The 15,491-nt window shown below is 41.5% G+C and carries 9 protein-coding genes; 3 read left to right on the top strand and 6 right to left on the bottom strand.

The window, feature by feature from the left end; translation table 11 throughout:
* Window positions 1-133: 133 nt before the first annotated feature.
* Together BFL01S_RS03305 and BFL01S_RS03300 are read right to left on the bottom strand one after the other, a co-directional pair.
* Complete coding sequence (locus BFL01S_RS03305; RefSeq protein ID WP_025910263.1) at window positions 134-427, bottom strand: hypothetical protein; 294 nt, start codon at window positions 425-427, stop codon at window positions 134-136.
* Between the two features lie 29 nt (window positions 428-456).
* Complete coding sequence (locus BFL01S_RS03300; protein WP_061784859.1) at window positions 457-951, bottom strand: GyrI-like domain-containing protein; 495 nt, start codon at window positions 949-951, stop codon at window positions 457-459.
* A 191-nt stretch (window positions 952-1,142) separates the two neighbouring features.
* Here BFL01S_RS03300 and BFL01S_RS03295 point away from each other — a divergent pair, with 191 nt between their 5' ends.
* Window positions 1,143-1,433, top strand: a complete 291-nt coding sequence (locus BFL01S_RS03295) for a hypothetical protein (protein ID WP_061784858.1) — start codon at window positions 1,143-1,145, stop codon at window positions 1,431-1,433.
* Between the two features lies 1 nt (window position 1,434).
* Here the strand turns inward: BFL01S_RS03295 and BFL01S_RS03290 are convergent, their stop codons facing one another.
* On the bottom strand, window positions 1,435-2,343 hold the full coding sequence (locus BFL01S_RS03290) for a hypothetical protein (protein WP_025910257.1): 909 nt from the start codon (window positions 2,341-2,343) through the stop codon (window positions 1,435-1,437).
* 253 nt (window positions 2,344-2,596) lie between these two features.
* Here BFL01S_RS03290 and BFL01S_RS21425 point away from each other — a divergent pair, with 253 nt between their 5' ends.
* Both BFL01S_RS21425 and BFL01S_RS19845 read left to right on the top strand, forming a co-directional pair.
* On the top strand, window positions 2,597-2,995 hold the full coding sequence (locus BFL01S_RS21425) for a hypothetical protein (RefSeq protein ID WP_156474893.1): 399 nt from the start codon (window positions 2,597-2,599) through the stop codon (window positions 2,993-2,995).
* Between the two features lie 401 nt (window positions 2,996-3,396).
* Window positions 3,397-3,564, top strand: a complete 168-nt coding sequence (locus tag BFL01S_RS19845) for a YflJ family protein (RefSeq protein ID WP_076512373.1) — start codon at window positions 3,397-3,399, stop codon at window positions 3,562-3,564.
* 38 nt (window positions 3,565-3,602) lie between these two features.
* Here the strand turns inward: BFL01S_RS19845 and BFL01S_RS03280 are convergent, their stop codons facing one another.
* The 3 genes from BFL01S_RS03280 to BFL01S_RS03270 form a co-directional block, all read right to left on the bottom strand.
* On the bottom strand, window positions 3,603-4,547 hold the full coding sequence (locus BFL01S_RS03280) for an alpha/beta hydrolase (RefSeq protein ID WP_025910253.1): 945 nt from the start codon (window positions 4,545-4,547) through the stop codon (window positions 3,603-3,605).
* Window positions 4,548-4,622: 75 nt separating this feature from the next.
* A complete protein-coding gene (locus BFL01S_RS03275) occupies window positions 4,623-5,126 on the bottom strand; it encodes a GrpB family protein (RefSeq protein WP_061784856.1) in 504 nt (167 codons plus the stop codon).
* Between the two features lie 65 nt (window positions 5,127-5,191).
* Window positions 5,192-15,394, bottom strand: coding sequence for a tandem-95 repeat protein (locus BFL01S_RS03270; protein ID WP_061784855.1), 10,203 nt, complete (start codon window positions 15,392-15,394; stop codon window positions 5,192-5,194).
* Between the last annotated feature and the right edge of the window lie 97 nt (window positions 15,395-15,491).

Below are 15,491 nucleotides of genomic sequence, written 5' to 3'. Positions count from 1 at the left end.
CTACGCTCCATTCCACCCCGTTTCCAAACTGGTTTTGCCCAATCAACAAAAAAACCTGACCGATTAAAAGTTGTGAACTCTCAATCGGTCAGGTATAGTCGGGCTGAACTACTTATGTCTCAGCCTCTTTTTATTAATGAAGAAAGAAAAACAAAGCAAGGCCTAAAAAGAAAAGTGAAAGAATGAATTCAAATGTCCACTGCCACTTCTCTCGTTTTAAAATAATATGTTCGATTGCAGAAAGAAATGAGCTTGCACTTACACAGGCTAAAATAAAGCTAAGCTGACTTACGGTAAACTTTGTTATGAAGCTGATAATAAGCAGAGTAGCAACAACTAAAAACAAAGTAAGCTGAACGGCAAATACCCATTTAATTCTTTGTTTATACCCATCCTTTAACGCTTGTAATAAATCATTGCTAATCACAACTTTACTCCTTTAGACATTTAAAACGACTACGATTTTATCGAGACATAAATATCAACCTGACTGAAATTAGGGTCAATGCAGCGCTCATCATATAGCTCAAAATCCAAAACGAACGCTCGCTCGTTTCTATTCGACCACTCCCATATATACGACCAAGCATCTAAAACTACTTTCTTCGCCGGACCGATAGCAGTTGTAAACACCATATATTCACCAGCAGGAATAGTAAACTCTCGCATTTCTTCTCTTAACTCTCCACCTGGTGTGACCTCATATCCAAGTGCAAACGTAAATTCAATCGGATTCGACGCTTCATAATCTGTATATAACGCAAACATCTTTCCAGTTACCTTATTAGCAATTTTATTTGCCATTTGTTGCTTGTAAAACATGTCCCAATGGGCTGGAATTGTCCCCGTTCCTTTTTCTTCTGCCCGATCCGTTGTACGAATTGGAACCCCAACTACGGTTAGCTCATCAATATAAACCTTCCGCTGGTCTACCACTACATTCGCCAACATGACGACCCCCCTGTCACTTCCAAACTCTTTTAATCTCTAAATGAGGGAATTACTTCTTTATATGAATTTTATTTGTATTCAGACAAAACGTCAACTAGCCAAGTTCACTCTTCTTATAAAAAAAGAGTCTATTTTTAAAGTTTCTTCAATAGGTATAGGATACAAACGAGTAAATCGATAGAGGTGAACTGATGAAACTTATTGAACTAGCGAACATTATTAAGCAGAGTGAGCTCACTGCTATAGAGCATTTTCCAGAAGAGCTTTATACTGAATATACGATTACTAACCCGGTTATTCATATCTCCTTAAAAACAAGTCAAACCAAACAGCAAGTTATTTCTTTTTCTATTTACCTGAAAAAGGAAAAGAAATATTGGGCTTCATATGACCATAACGCCGATTCAATCTATGAACTATATTGTAACCTTCATCTGCCAGCTTCAATTAGAGAAATTTTCCTTCACATGGCTAATTGCTAGCTTATACAAATAGACTTAACGTTTGTTTATCAATTTTTCTCGTATTGTCTTTTTCATAGGTTTTGTGAATATGGCGCTTAATTTGTTTTAAGAATGACATCACTTCACCACTTGACATAAACGCATGATTTAATGATAACGAGTACTTATTGGCCACTCGAAGCTCCTCAGCCCCTACTGATATTGGAACATATCGAAAGAGGTTCCATGGATAGTAGAGCGTTGTAAACGACTTTGAAAAATAAATCCCCTCTGCACATATCGTAATTCCTTCGGTTTTTTGATGGGGATATGTACTTAAATGCGCAACAATGTGATTTGTTTTGGCTACGGGTAAGCGGTTTTTAATTTCCTTGGTCATTTCTATGCCTAACTGATCTGTTGTTGCCAACACTTGCTCTGCTTTTAGTAGCGGGTTATTCTCTTGAAAAGATGCGCAAATCGATGTTAATTCTTCTAACGAAATTGATGGATATGTATGTTCTCTGCACATAAATTCGTGTGAATGGTGACACAATAGCTGCTGAATTTTTTGCAATAAGTCTACTAACTTCTTAGCAGAATATGCATTTTCATTTAGGTGAAAAATCTCTTTATCATTAAAGCAGATAATTTGTTCTCCTCTGAGGGAGATAGATGTAAGCTGTTGAAACTCATTCCAGCTTATCGATCCTTTCTTTTTACGCCAACACTTCCAATAAAGTCCGTCGGTCGTTAAGTAAAATCCTCTCTTACCATAAAATCCGATTAAAGACGTATCTAAGTATGCAATTACCTTTTCTTGCTTTTTCATTTGAAAATATTTTCCGGCCGCTTTTTCGCATGAACGTGGAATGGATGTTGCATAAAAACTTGCCTCTTGATACATTAAGCATAAATCTCTTAGATACGTTGTTTTCGTTGGTGCCACGTCCATCCCCCCTTTTTCTACTACCTTATTAAACGTAACAAATTAGAAAAAGTTTCATATTTTTATCAATTCCCTAAAAAACTTTTTTTATTCCGAAAAATAAGATAATAAAAACCAAGAAATGCCCATTAAAAAAGCGTACAGGATTTCCAATACGCTTCTCAAAGATTTTCGTTTACTTTATCTTCTTTCATTTTCGCTGCTTCTAGCGACTCAACTCGCTTAATAAGCTGATGCAGATATTTCATTAGATTTGTTTCAACAAACGATTAAAACGATTAACCGCGAGCACTATTCAACTGAGCAGCTTGATATCTGGTCAGGTCAAGCAGGCTGGATAAATCGCTTAGAACAAGATGTTACGTTCGTCGCCACTATCCAAACGTATATCGTTGGATTTATTACCATAAAAGATGATGGTTTAATCGACTTATTAAAGGAGGTAACCTTCAATAGTTCGGATAGATTTAAGCTTTCGTCATTGCAGTTACTGGTAAAACGAAATGTTCAGACAATAGCTGATCAAGAGTGGAACGTAAATCTGCTGCTGGTGTCACAACTGTCGGCTGTATTTGTGCCGGTTCTGCTGCGCTTACCATCGTGGGAACAAGAAGTGATGCACCTAGTACTGGGGCTATTAATTTTTTGCTGATTTTCATTTAAAAACAATCTCCTCTAGTTTTGTTTTTTCTTCTACATTTTCGTAACGAAATTTTTTTATTCTTAGATCACTTTTTCCTAAAAATTTTTTTCTTTTTTGACTGTGACCTATCTTCGTTACTTGCCTAACGAATGAAGTTTAAATTTGGATCACACTCTTTTGAATTTTTTATTCTAAGTGCGTTCGTTACTTACCTAACGAATTCATTATCAGTTTGGATCACCTTCTTTTAAATTTTTTTAAATAAGTTGTTCTTACTAGATAAACGGACAATTCTTGTGCTTGGATCACTTTTTCTCAAAAAAACTTTTTCGGTTTCTCATCACATAGTTCAAGCACTCTGCAGCATAGATAATAAAAGCATTTCTATTCTAATTACGGAGGGAACTTATATGGCTCATCTTTATTCTAAAGGCTGGTTTATTAAAGAACTAAAAGCAGTAAACGTGACAAAGATTGAGGGAAGAAAGCTTGAGGTTTTCAAAACGTATATCCTTCGTAATCTCTATCTTGAGCTCGTAGAAGATGGCACAATTCAAGCTCCTTTATCATCTGAATAAACAAAAATAACAGCCTTTGAGCTTTCACTCAAAGGCTGTTATTGAAGGGATAAAGATTGATCCAAAAACTCCGTCACCCTTTTCACATATTCAGTAGGATATTCACTATACCCTTTTACATGCGGTACATCTTTAGGCACCCAAAGCTCAAATTCATCGGGGTGTGTTTTGACCATCTTTTGACTTTCTGTATACGGAATAGCCGTATCTCCGTTACTGTGGATAAATAAGATAGGACGAGGATAAATTTCTTCAACTGCTTGTATTGGACTTGCATCTTCAGGATTTAAATCAGCAATATACGGAACCGTTGCTAGCGTAAGTGGCGTAAACGGAAAGTCTGGAAGCTTTGACCATACTGATAGATTATCCTCGAGATAAGTTTTTAAATCACTAAACGGACTGTCCGCAATGACTGCCTGGACAGCTTCTTCTTGACCAGCTGCTAACAGTGATGTTGCTGCTCCCATTGAAATTCCGTATAGAACAATGGGCTCATCTGTTTCTTCCTTCACTCGATCAATGACTCCCAGTAAATCCAGCTGTTCTTTTACACCAATTGTCGTTTGATCTCCTTGTGATTCTCCAGCATTTCGAAAATCGAAGGTCACCACTCGATATCCAGCTTCTATTAAACTTTTACTCAAAGGAAGAAACCCTCCATTTAAATCATGACGATTTCCTCCGTAGCCATGAGACATAATAATAGTAGCTTTCGGAGAACTTTGTGGCTCCATCATCCACCCTTTAAGCTCCGTTTCTCCATCTCTACTTGTAAATGCTTCATCGCGATATGTTAAACCATACGTACTTGGATTTTCTGTTACAGGCTGTCGCTCTTTTTTGGTCAAGCTAAGACCCACATAAATTGAAATTGCTATACATAGTACAATCACTAGCAAAATTAATGAAAAACTTCCAATCCACATCATTTTTTTTCTTCGGCTGTTCGAAACCTGAGTTTGTTTAATAACGGGCTTCAAGCGGGCACTCTCCTTCACTTTTACTAACAAAGGTTATTGTACACGATTTTGTTTTGATATAAAAGATAAAGTCCTTTACTTTCTAAGCGCTTTCTGATCAATCATTTGTATAAAAGAAGTTTTTCCTCCTACGTATTCTGCTGGACTGTATTGATACTTTTTAGCTAGCTCTTGTTTTAAACATGCATACTCCCATGCCTCATCCGGGTGTTTCCTTAAGTAATCTCTAAATCGCAAATGTCTACCCACTTCGGAATGGTCTTGTTCATACATGTGAACATGATGAGTTCTATCTTCTCCTCCTTTTTGAAAATACCGTCTTCCTTCTATTCCATTTTCTCCTTTACACTCATAGCCCATCTTTACCATTTCATTATTATATGTATGAATCAACGAAATTTGTTTAACTTCAACTAAAATATCAATTATCGGCTTTGCTGCTAAGCCAGGTACGGACGTGCTGCCGATATGATGAATACTAAGAATTTCGGCACCAAAAATCGCTTCTAATAATCGTTTTTCTATTTCATATTGATTTTGCCATTCTGTTTTGTACGGCACTACCTTTATTTCCCTCATGACGAGCCTCCTCTTAAAAAACCCTTTTGTATAGCGTACTATACAAAAGGATTTTTGAGAATTCTTTAGAGAATAATTGAACACCTAAAACTGATACCGCGTTGGACGATAAAGGTGATGGTTGCTGTCGATGTTACACCAGCACTATTAGTCACGCTCACCACAACAGAATCCGTTCCGACGAAATTTGGATTTGGCGTGTACGTGATTACGCCCGTTTCCTGATTAATGAAGGCTACTCCGTTTTGCGGTGGAGTGACAATTCTGTAGGCCAGCGGTAATCCTTGTGAATCCCTGGCAACAATTTGAGCTTGAATCGTTTCATTGACGTTTAGCGTAAACGCTTGATCTTTAATAATTGGTGCGTCTGGCTGATTTTCAATCACTGTAATTGTTACGGTTGCCGTAGTTGCTGCGCCCGTGTCATCAATTACTAGTACGGAGAATGAATCTGTCCCTACAAAGTTTGCGTTTGGCGTATAGACAAATTGACCATTTGCACCTAATGTCACTCGACCGTTCGTTGGTACCGTGCGAAGCGTAAACGTTAATGGGCGCCCTTGCGTATCGCTTGCTGTAAACAAGCCGTTTACAGGTGTTCCGGAAGTTGTCTGTAGCGTTACATCATTTGCTGTAATAACGTTTGCTGATGGGGTTACGTCTATAGTCACAACCGAAAATGCTTCTTGCCCTAAATCATTTCGAACAATAACAGTGAACTGATCCCTTCCAGCAAAACCAAGATTTGACGTATACGTGTAGGCACCGCTTACGGTTACAACAACCGTTCCAGAATTCGGCGTTGTCGCTACCGTATAAGTGAGCGGGCGTCCTTGTGAATCACTTGCTACAATTTGCCCTTGAAGCACCTGTCCTGCGACAACCGTTCCGTTTTGGTCATCTGCTGTTACTTGACTTCCAGCACTAGCAATAACTACCGATACAACCACCGTGACTGAATCACCCAAATCATTTCGAACAATTACCGTAAAGCTATCAATGCCTGCAAAGTCTAGATTTGGCGTATAGGTAAACGTTCCGTCTAGGTTAAAGAGAAGCGTTCCATTTGCTGGTCCGATACCGACAGCGTACGTTAATGGGTGTCCAAGCGCATCTGTTGCTACCACTTGACCGCTAACCGGCTGATTTTGCTGACCAGACACTGTAAGTGGCTCTACCGTGATTTCACTTTGAAGTTCTTCAACAACAACTCTTACTACTCCTGAAGATGAGTCGCCTCGGTCATTTTGCACAAATACCGTAAACGAATCCGTTCCGAAGAACTGTGGATTTGGCGTGTACGTAAACGTTCCGTCTGGATTAACCACAACCGTCCCGTTCTCTGGCATGGATCCTTGGGAGTAACGAAGCGGTCTGCCTTGAGAATCACTCGCTAATACAATACCTTGAACACTTTGATTTTGGACTGTTTGAATGGTTGTATCCGGAACGATAATTGTGCTTGCTGGATTATCCACAACGACTGTTACTTGAGAAATCGCTTGATCTCCCTGGTCATTTACAACGAGTACACTAAACTGGTCTTGGCCGCTAAACCCTGCATTTGGCGTATAGAGAATGAATCCATCTGGATTGACTACTGCTGTTCCATATAAAGGACTTATATTGAGTGAGTACACAAGCGGTATGCCAAGCTGATCTCTTGCGATTATTTGACCAGTTGCAGGCTGGTTACTGACTGTTCGAATGACGAGATTCTCTGCAACAACCTGATTTGGAAACGGCGTAACTACAACGGCAATCGTAGTAGTAGCGTTTAATCCCTGTGGATTTTCTACCAGTACACTGAACGCATCATTGCCAACAAATCCCGCGTTTGGCGTATACGTGAACGTTCCATCTGGATTTAACATCACAACTCCATTCACAGCTCCGCTTCCAAGAAGCGTATACGTCAGCGGCTGCCCGTTTGGATCCGTTGCAATAACAGTTCCTGATACAGGCTGACCCTCAATCGTTTGAACCGTTTGGTCTGTGACAATTGGCTGGGCGTTAACCGGTCCTTGAACGACAGCAACCACATTAGCAATCTCTGCGTTACCTTCTGAATCAGTTACAAGTACCGAAAAGTTATCGGAACCAAAAAATCCAGCTGCTGGCACATAGCGGTACGTACCGTCGGAATTGACCGTTACCGTTCCATTTTGTATCGGCGTTTGGAGCGTATACAATAGCGGAAGCCCCGTCGTACTTGTCGCCATAACTTGCCCGTCTATCGGTGTATTAAACTCAAGAGAAATTTCAGAATCCATAACTACGATTATACTTGAAGACGGCAGTACGTTGATAATAACCGTACCTATCCCTTGAACACCATTGCCATCCGTAACAATGACGTCAAAGAAACCTTCCCCAACAAAATTTTGATTCGGGGTATACGTAAACGTCCCGTCTTGATTAAGAATAACCGTTCCATTTTGAGGCTGGGCGCTAATTTGATAAGACACAATATCGCCTTCAGGATCATTAACAGCAACTAATCCATTAACTGGTTGATTAATAAGCGTTGTCACTTCTGCACCAAGTACGGTAAACGGTGGAGGAGTTGGGGTAATCGTTACGTTCACTGTTCCAAATCCTCGCCCTCCCCGCGTATCCTCTACGATAACTGAAAAGTTATCGGTACCAATATAGCCAATATTCGGTATATACGTAAACGTTCCGTCACTATTGACCACTACGCTTCCATTTAAAGGAGCTAGGTTTAGCCTAAAGCGAATTGGGTCTCCATCCGGATCCGTTCCAATCAATTGCCCTGTTGCCGGTAATCCTTGCTGCGTTGCAATGGACAAGTCATTTACGGTTGGCGGGCGATTCGTACTAATGACAGTGACTGTTCCAAGAGATTGAGCAACGCCGCCAGCATTATCATGAAGCTCAATTGTAAACGAATCAATACCTACAAAGCCTGAATTTGGCGTGTACGTGTATACACCTGTCGCGCTATCTACCGTTAGTGTTCCATTAAATGGAAGTCCTGATATAGAATAGGTAATTGGGTTTCCATCTGGATCAACCCCTGGCGTTTGCCCGCTTACCGGCGTATTTTCAAGTGTATTAACGGTAAAATCATTTGTAACAGGCGTACGATTTACTGGTGTTATTGTTACGTTAACAAATGAAGTAGCAGTTAATCCTGTTGTATCTTCTAAGATGACGGTGAATAAATCGCTTCCTACATAATCAGTGTTTGGCGTATAAATAAAGTTTCCATCTGGACTAACCGTCACCACACCATTTTGTGCAGGCTGCCCTAGGCTATACGTTATCGGGTCTCCGTTTGGATCGATTCCAACAACTGCGCCAGTTACACTTTGATTTTGCAGAGTGGTTATTGAGTAGTTCGGCACAACCGGCGGCTGTTCAACAGGTGTTACCATAACCAGCACGGTCGTAATAACAAAGTTTCCACCTACGTCCGTAATTCGAACGGTAAACGTATCTCCACCCGTGAAATTCTCATTCGGTGTATAGGTGTACACGCCATTATTATCAATGATAACCGTTCCGTTAATCGGTGCGTCTTCAATCGCATACGTTAACGGTAATCCTTCTGGGTCTATTGCGACAATTTGAGTTGTAACAGGCGTTTCTTCCGGTGTAGAAATCATGATTTCATTTGGCGCAATCGGCGGATCATCTACCGGTGTAACCGTAATCATAATGATGGATAAAGCTGTACCTCCCTGCCCATCACTAACCGTTACGCCAAAGTTATCTTCGCCAACGAAATTAGGGTTAGGAATATATGTGAAGCTTCCATCCGGGTTCACAGTCGCTATACCATAGCTACTTTGGTAAGCTAGCATATACGTTAATGGGTCTCCGTCTACATCGGTAGCAAACACTTGATTGATAAGAATCGTATCTTCTAAAATCGTATATTGATAGTTTGGTACAATCGGTGGATCGTTTACCGGTACAACCGTGACGTTAACATTTACAATAATAAAGTTCCCAGCCGTATCGGTTACTCGGATTGTAAATGTGTCCGGTCCACTGTAATTAAGATTTGGTGTGTATAAAAACGAACCTTGTGAATCCACCACTGCCGTTCCGTTTACTGGCGTATTTTCAAGGGTATACAGTAATGGATCTCCATCTGGATCCACGGCGTTTACAGCACTTGTAATCGCCGTATCTTCATCCGTTACAACCTCAATTACATTTGGTGCAATCGGTGGGTCGTTTACTGGTAATACGTTTATTGTGATAGTTGATACCGCTTGCCCTCCATTAGGGTCAGTCACCAGCACAAAGAAATTATCCGTTCCGGTAAAGTTTGCGTTTGGCGTGTACGTATACGTCCCGTCTGGATTCACGACGGCTGTTCCGTTCACCGGTGGAGAAAGCAAGCTATACGATAACGGATCCCCGTCTACATCCGTACCAACGACTTGGTTTGTTAGCACAGTATCTTCGTTAATACTAAACTGATAATCCGGTACGGTTGGCACATCGTTAACTGGGCTCACAGTGACCTGTACGTTCACAACTATAAATGCTCCGCTTGTATCACTTACTCGAACCGCAAACGTGTCCGTTCCGTTAAAATTCAAGTTGGGCGTATATACAAACGAGCCCTGTGAGTCAATTACTACGGTTCCATTAATAGGAGCGTCTTCAAGCGTATACGTCAATGGATCTCCGTCTGGATCAATTGCGTTAATTGTGCCTCCTACCGCAACGTCTTCATTCGTTGTAACCGTAATTACATTCGGCGCAATTGGTGGGTCATTGACAGGTACAATGGTAATGACAATCTCCGAGATAGCGGTGCCGCCGTTTTGATCCTGTACGTTCACAAAGAAATTATCTTGCCCGTTAAAGTCTGGATTTGGCGTGTACGTAAACGTGCCGTCTAGGTTAACGACTGCGGTTCCATTAGCAGGTGGAGCTGCTAGTGAATAGGTGAGCGGGTCTCCGTCTGCATCTGTCCCAACAACTATGCTATTCAAAGCGGTATCTTCTAGAATCGTATAAGCATAGTTCGGAACGGTTGGCAGATCGTTTACTGGAATAACGGTGACCATTACATTCGTAATAATAAATGCTCCAGATGGGTCACTAATTCGCACCGTAAATGAATCCTTGCCGTTATAGTTAAGGTTCGGCGTATACGTATAAGTTCCGTCCAGGTTAACAACGGCTGTTCCGTTTATTGGTGCATTTTCAAGAGCATAGGTCAATACATCCCCGTCTGGATCTGTTGCAATAATTTGACCAATTAGCGTAGTGTCTTCAAGCGTTGTAACGAAGATTTCATTTGGTCCAACCGGCGGATCATTCACTGGAACGACTGTGACCGTAATAATGGATGTTGCTGTTCCTCCTTGACCATCATCAACGAGAACTGTAAACTGATCTGTTCCATTAAAGTTTGGATTCGGTGTATACGTGTAGGTGCCATCCGTATTTACCAAAGCTACTCCGTTTGTTGGCGCAACAAGAAGTGAGTATGTGAGTGAATTACCGTCTACATCTGTTGCGATAACCACTGACGCAATAGGCGTGTCTTCAAGCGTTGTAATCTGATAGTTTGGTACGACTGGCGGATCATTCACTGGCGTAACCGTAATCACTTGAGAAGAAATTGCGTTTCCTCCGGCGTTATCCGTCACAAATACGGTAAATGAATCCTTGCCATTAAAGTTTTGGTTGGGCGTATAGGTGTATACTCCTGTGGCGCTATCTAACGTAACCGTTCCAAAAGCAGGTGGACCTTGAAGAGTATAGACAAGCGGATTACCTAATACGTTTGTCGCTACCAATTGCCCCTGCACAGGAATATCTTCTGGCGTCGTTAACTGCGCGTCTTGAGCCGTTGTGTTTCCGTTGGTCGCTAATACAGTAACAGTTATTGTTGAGAGTGCTGTCGCTCCTTCTGAATCAGTGACAAGAACTGTAAACAGATCTCCGCCAACATATGCTGGATTCGGTGTATACGTAAAAGTCCCGTCTCCGTTCAATATAACCGTACCGTTTGTTGGTGGCTGTTCCACTGTATAAGTTAACGCATTTCCTTCTGGGTCTGAAGCTGGCACACTACTTAAAATTGGAATATTAACCGTTGTTGTGATCGTTCGGTCTTGAACAACTGGCGGATCATTGACTGATACGATTGTAATAGAAATATTTGAAACCGCTGTTCCTCCTTGACCGTCTGATACAAGAACACTAAAGGTATCTGTTCCGTTGTAGTTAAGGTTTGGCGTGTAGGTGAACGTCCCATCTGCGTTGACAACTGCAGTCCCATTGATAGGTGCGTTTAACAAACTAAACGTTAACAGGTCTCCTTCTGGATCACTAGCAGGTACTTGATTTGAAATAACGTTATCTTCATTGATTGTAAACGCTAGGTCTACTGTCACTGGCGGATCGTTGACCGGCTGAACATTAATCGTTACCGTTGAAACCGCTGTCCCACCTTGGCCGTCGCTTACCAACACCGTAAACACATCGGTTCCATTAAAATTTAAATTCGGCGTATACGTAAACGTCCCGTCTGCATTCACAACAGCTACTCCATTGCTCGCTTGCGTTTGCAGCGTGTACGTCAACGGATTTCCATCGACATCTGTTCCTACTACAGCACCCAATAAAGGCACATCTTCTAATGTTGAAAATGTATAATTAGGAACTGTCGGTGGGTCGTTGACCGGTACAATCGTAATATTTACGGTCGAGACTGCTGTTCCTCCTTGACCATCGCTCACCAATACTGTAAACACGTCTGTTCCATTAAAATTTAAGGTTGGCGTATACGTAAACGTCCCATCTGCATTCACAATTGCCGTTCCGTTAGTTCCTTGGGTTTGAAGTGTGTATGTTAAAGGATTTCCGTCTGGATCAAATGCCACAACTTGATTAGATATCTCCGTGTCTTCTGCAATGGTAAAAAACAAATCAGATGTAACAGGAGGGTCATTGACTGGCAGCACGTTAATGGTTACTGTAGAAACAGCGGTGCCCCCTTGACCATCACTCACCAAAATTGTAAAGACATCCGTGCCGTTAAAATTCGGGTTTGGTGTATACGTAAACGTGCCATCTGCGTTGACAACCGCTGCCCCGTTTGTTGCTTGCGTCTGCAACGTATAGGTAAGTGGGTCTCCATCTACATCAATTGCCACAACGTTAGCAATTACCGGTCCGTCTTCTTGTGTCGTAAACGTGTAGTTCGGGATGAGTGGACCATCGTTTACCGAAGTAATGGTAATAAAAACAGTCGAAACAGCGGTGCCTCCTTGCCCATCGCTTACTAGTACTGTAAATTGATCGCTACCATTGTAATTTAAGTTTGGCGTATACGTAAACGTACCATCTACATTAACAAGTACCGTGCCGTTAACCGGTGGGTTTTGTAAACTAAACGTTAGTGGATCTCCATCTACATCCGCTGCTGTTACTTGCCCTGCTAGTGAATTATCCTCAGGAATAGTGAAAAATAAGTCTCCTGTTATCGGTGGATCATTCACTGGCAACACATTAATTGTGACGGTCGAGACCGCTGTCCCTCCTTGACCATCGCTCACCAATACTGTAAACACGTCTGTTCCATTAAAATTTAGGTTTGGCGTATACGTAAACGTACCATCTGCATTCACAATTGCCGTTCCGTTACTTCCTTGGGTTTGAAGTGTGTATGTTAAAGGATTTCCGTCTACATCATTTCCTACAATGGTTCCAACAACAGATACATCTTCTTGTGTATTAAACGTATAGTTGGGTACCGTTGGTAGGTCATTAATAGGTAGAATCGTAACGGTTACTGTGGATACCGCTGTTCCCCCTTGGCCATCACTCACCAACACAGTAAAGACATCTGTTCCATTAAAATTCGGGTTTGGTGTATACGTAAACGTGCCACCTGCATTGACAAGTACCGTTCCATTTGTTGGTGCATTTTGCAGGGAAAACGTTAAAGGATCTCCATCAGGATCTGTAGCCGTCACGCGATTTGATAACGTAGTATCTTCATTGATTGTAAATGATAAATTCCCTGTAACTGGTGGATCATTCACTGGTAAAACGTTAATGGTAACAGTTGAAACGGCTGTACCTCCTTGACCATCACTTACTAATACTGTAAACACATCTGTCCCATTAAAATTAAGGTTTGGCGTATACGTAAACGTTCCATCTTGATTCACAACCGCCACGCCATTTGCAGGTGAATTTTGAAGTTGATACGTCAGCGAATCTTGATCAGGATCAACGGCTACAACCGCTCCTATTACTGCTGAATCTTCTTGTGTGGTAAACGTATAGTTTGGAACAACAGGTGGGTCATTCACGGGAATAACCATTATGGTAACGACTGAAACAGCTGTTCCTCCTTGACCATCACTCACTAAGGCTGCAAATTGATCCGTTCCGTTAAAGTTTATAGTGGGTGTATACGTATAAGTTCCGTCAGCATTGAGCGTAACTACGCCATTTGCTGGTGCTGTTTGTAAACTGAACGTCAGCGGATTCCCATCTGCATCCGTCGCAAAAATTTGCCCTGTAAGCGGGGTGTCCTCTAGCGTTTGAACAAAATAATTTTGCGTAACTGGCGCATCGTTGACCGGTGTAATAATAAGAGTAACCGTTGAAACGGCTGTTCCTCCTTGACCGTCGCTTACAACAACAGTAAAGCTATCTGTTCCGTTAAAATTTGCGTTTGGCGTATAGACAAATTGACCATTCGGATTGACCGTTACAATTCCGTTTACGGGTGCTGTTCCCAATTGGTATATCAGTGGATTCCCGTCTACATCAGTTCCTACTATTTGGCCAATTGCTGGCGTATCTTCTGGGTTTGTCACGGTATAATTGGGAACTGTTGGAGGCCTATTGACAGCTGTTACATTATTAATTGTTGAAGATGATGCACCTGTCAACGTGTTTCCAGGTGTACTTTCAAATCGATATTCAATAAAGACCTGATTGGACAGCTGCGGAACATTTGTTAACGGCCCAGCTACTTGAACTTGATAGGTTAAAGTAATGGTTTGATTAATGCCTACTGTACCAAGAGAAATTCCACTTTGAATATTCTTATTAGGCTGTTGCACTCCATTCACAAATAAGCTATTCGGTACAAAGGTAGTCGCATTGGACAGCGCATCTGTCGCAACCACCAGGTTTGCTGCTGCTGTTCCTGTATTTTGAATCGTAACGGTATACGTAATAACGTCTCCAGTTCTTGCTGATGACACGTTAGCTGTTTTATTAATTGTAAAGACAGGTGCATTAATATCAATTTGAAGCCCCAAAGTATTGACGACATACGTGTCTCCACTAGTGGCTCCTCGGACTGCCGCAGTCGATTGATTGTTTTGTAACCACGGTGATACATCAATGTTTGTAATATCCCACCCTTGACGAGCACCTGAAATATTGGTTCCAATAGGATGGTTGACGTTCCCAAACGTACCTGACGTATCTATGGTACCGGCATCATTATTAATTTGAGATGCAAAAAAGTTCGTAAGTGGATTATTAGGACCTGATACTGCTTGAAGCGTTGTTGGAGTTGGACCAAATAAAAATTGGTCTCCAACTATGACTGAATCCCCTTCAATTGAACTAATTAGTAGACGTCCGTTGACAGCTCCAGTTACAGGTGTACCAAAACCAGATACCGTCGCGGTTGAGGTCCCGGCACTACTCGTTAGCTCAGCTCCAACAAAAAGGGATAGATTCCGAGATCTTTGCAGTGGGTCTTCGTATACAACAGCAAGTGTCCATCCCGCTGAGTTTAGCGTATTGTCTAAGTTTCCTTGTGTACCTGGAACTCCAAGAGCTGTATATGTTCCTGGAGTTGTGATTAAGTTCGTTACGTTGGCACTTCGTACATAAAAGAGATTCGGAGATACGGTTAGCGTTGAGCGCGTAGCGGTGTCAGGTGCAATAGTGAAGCTTCCTGAAGGTGTGCGAAACGTAATTGAATTATTAATAAAGGCGCTGACGTTTTCATCTGTGGATGTATACAAACCACCCCAAATTAGTTCAGCGTATAAAATTCTAGTTGTTGTAGATGGCAACCGCAATATGGTACTTGAAGCATTTTGCCGCCAGTCAGCCGTTGTACCAATCGGATAAGATCCATCCACTGAGCTTGCATTTGCGCTAAAAAAGGTTCCAATAGAATGGGCAGTACCGGGGGTATTTGCATTGTTTTGCTTACTGAGGCCAAAGGTATTTCCCGTAAATGTAATAGCCCCGTTTGCATTCCCTAAAAACCGATTAATATATGGCACAGTATGTTCACCTCGTTTTTTAAATACACTTAAAAGTATATAACCCCTTTTTACAAAATGTTCCTAAAATGCATAAAAAACTAAGACGTCTACCTAA

The organism is Priestia flexa NBRC 15715 (assembly GCF_001591565.1).
GTDB lineage: Bacteria > Bacillota > Bacilli > Bacillales > Bacillaceae_H > Priestia > Priestia flexa.
Note: the sequence above shows the minus strand (reverse complement) of the source record. Positions and strands in the feature narration are given on the sequence as shown.

Excerpts from the sequence above, each read along its gene's own strand:
- BFL01S_RS19845 (WP_076512373.1), top strand. The coding sequence starts at position 3,397 with ATGGCTCATCTTTATTCTAAAGGCTGGTTTATTAAAGAACTAAAAGCA.
- BFL01S_RS03275 (WP_061784856.1), bottom strand. The coding sequence starts at position 5,126 with ATGAGGGAAATAAAGGTAGTGCCGTACAAAACAGAATGGCAAAATCAA.
- BFL01S_RS03300 (WP_061784859.1), bottom strand. The coding sequence starts at position 951 with ATGTTGGCGAATGTAGTGGTAGACCAGCGGAAGGTTTATATTGATGAG.
- BFL01S_RS03295 (WP_061784858.1), top strand. The coding sequence starts at position 1,143 with ATGAAACTTATTGAACTAGCGAACATTATTAAGCAGAGTGAGCTCACT.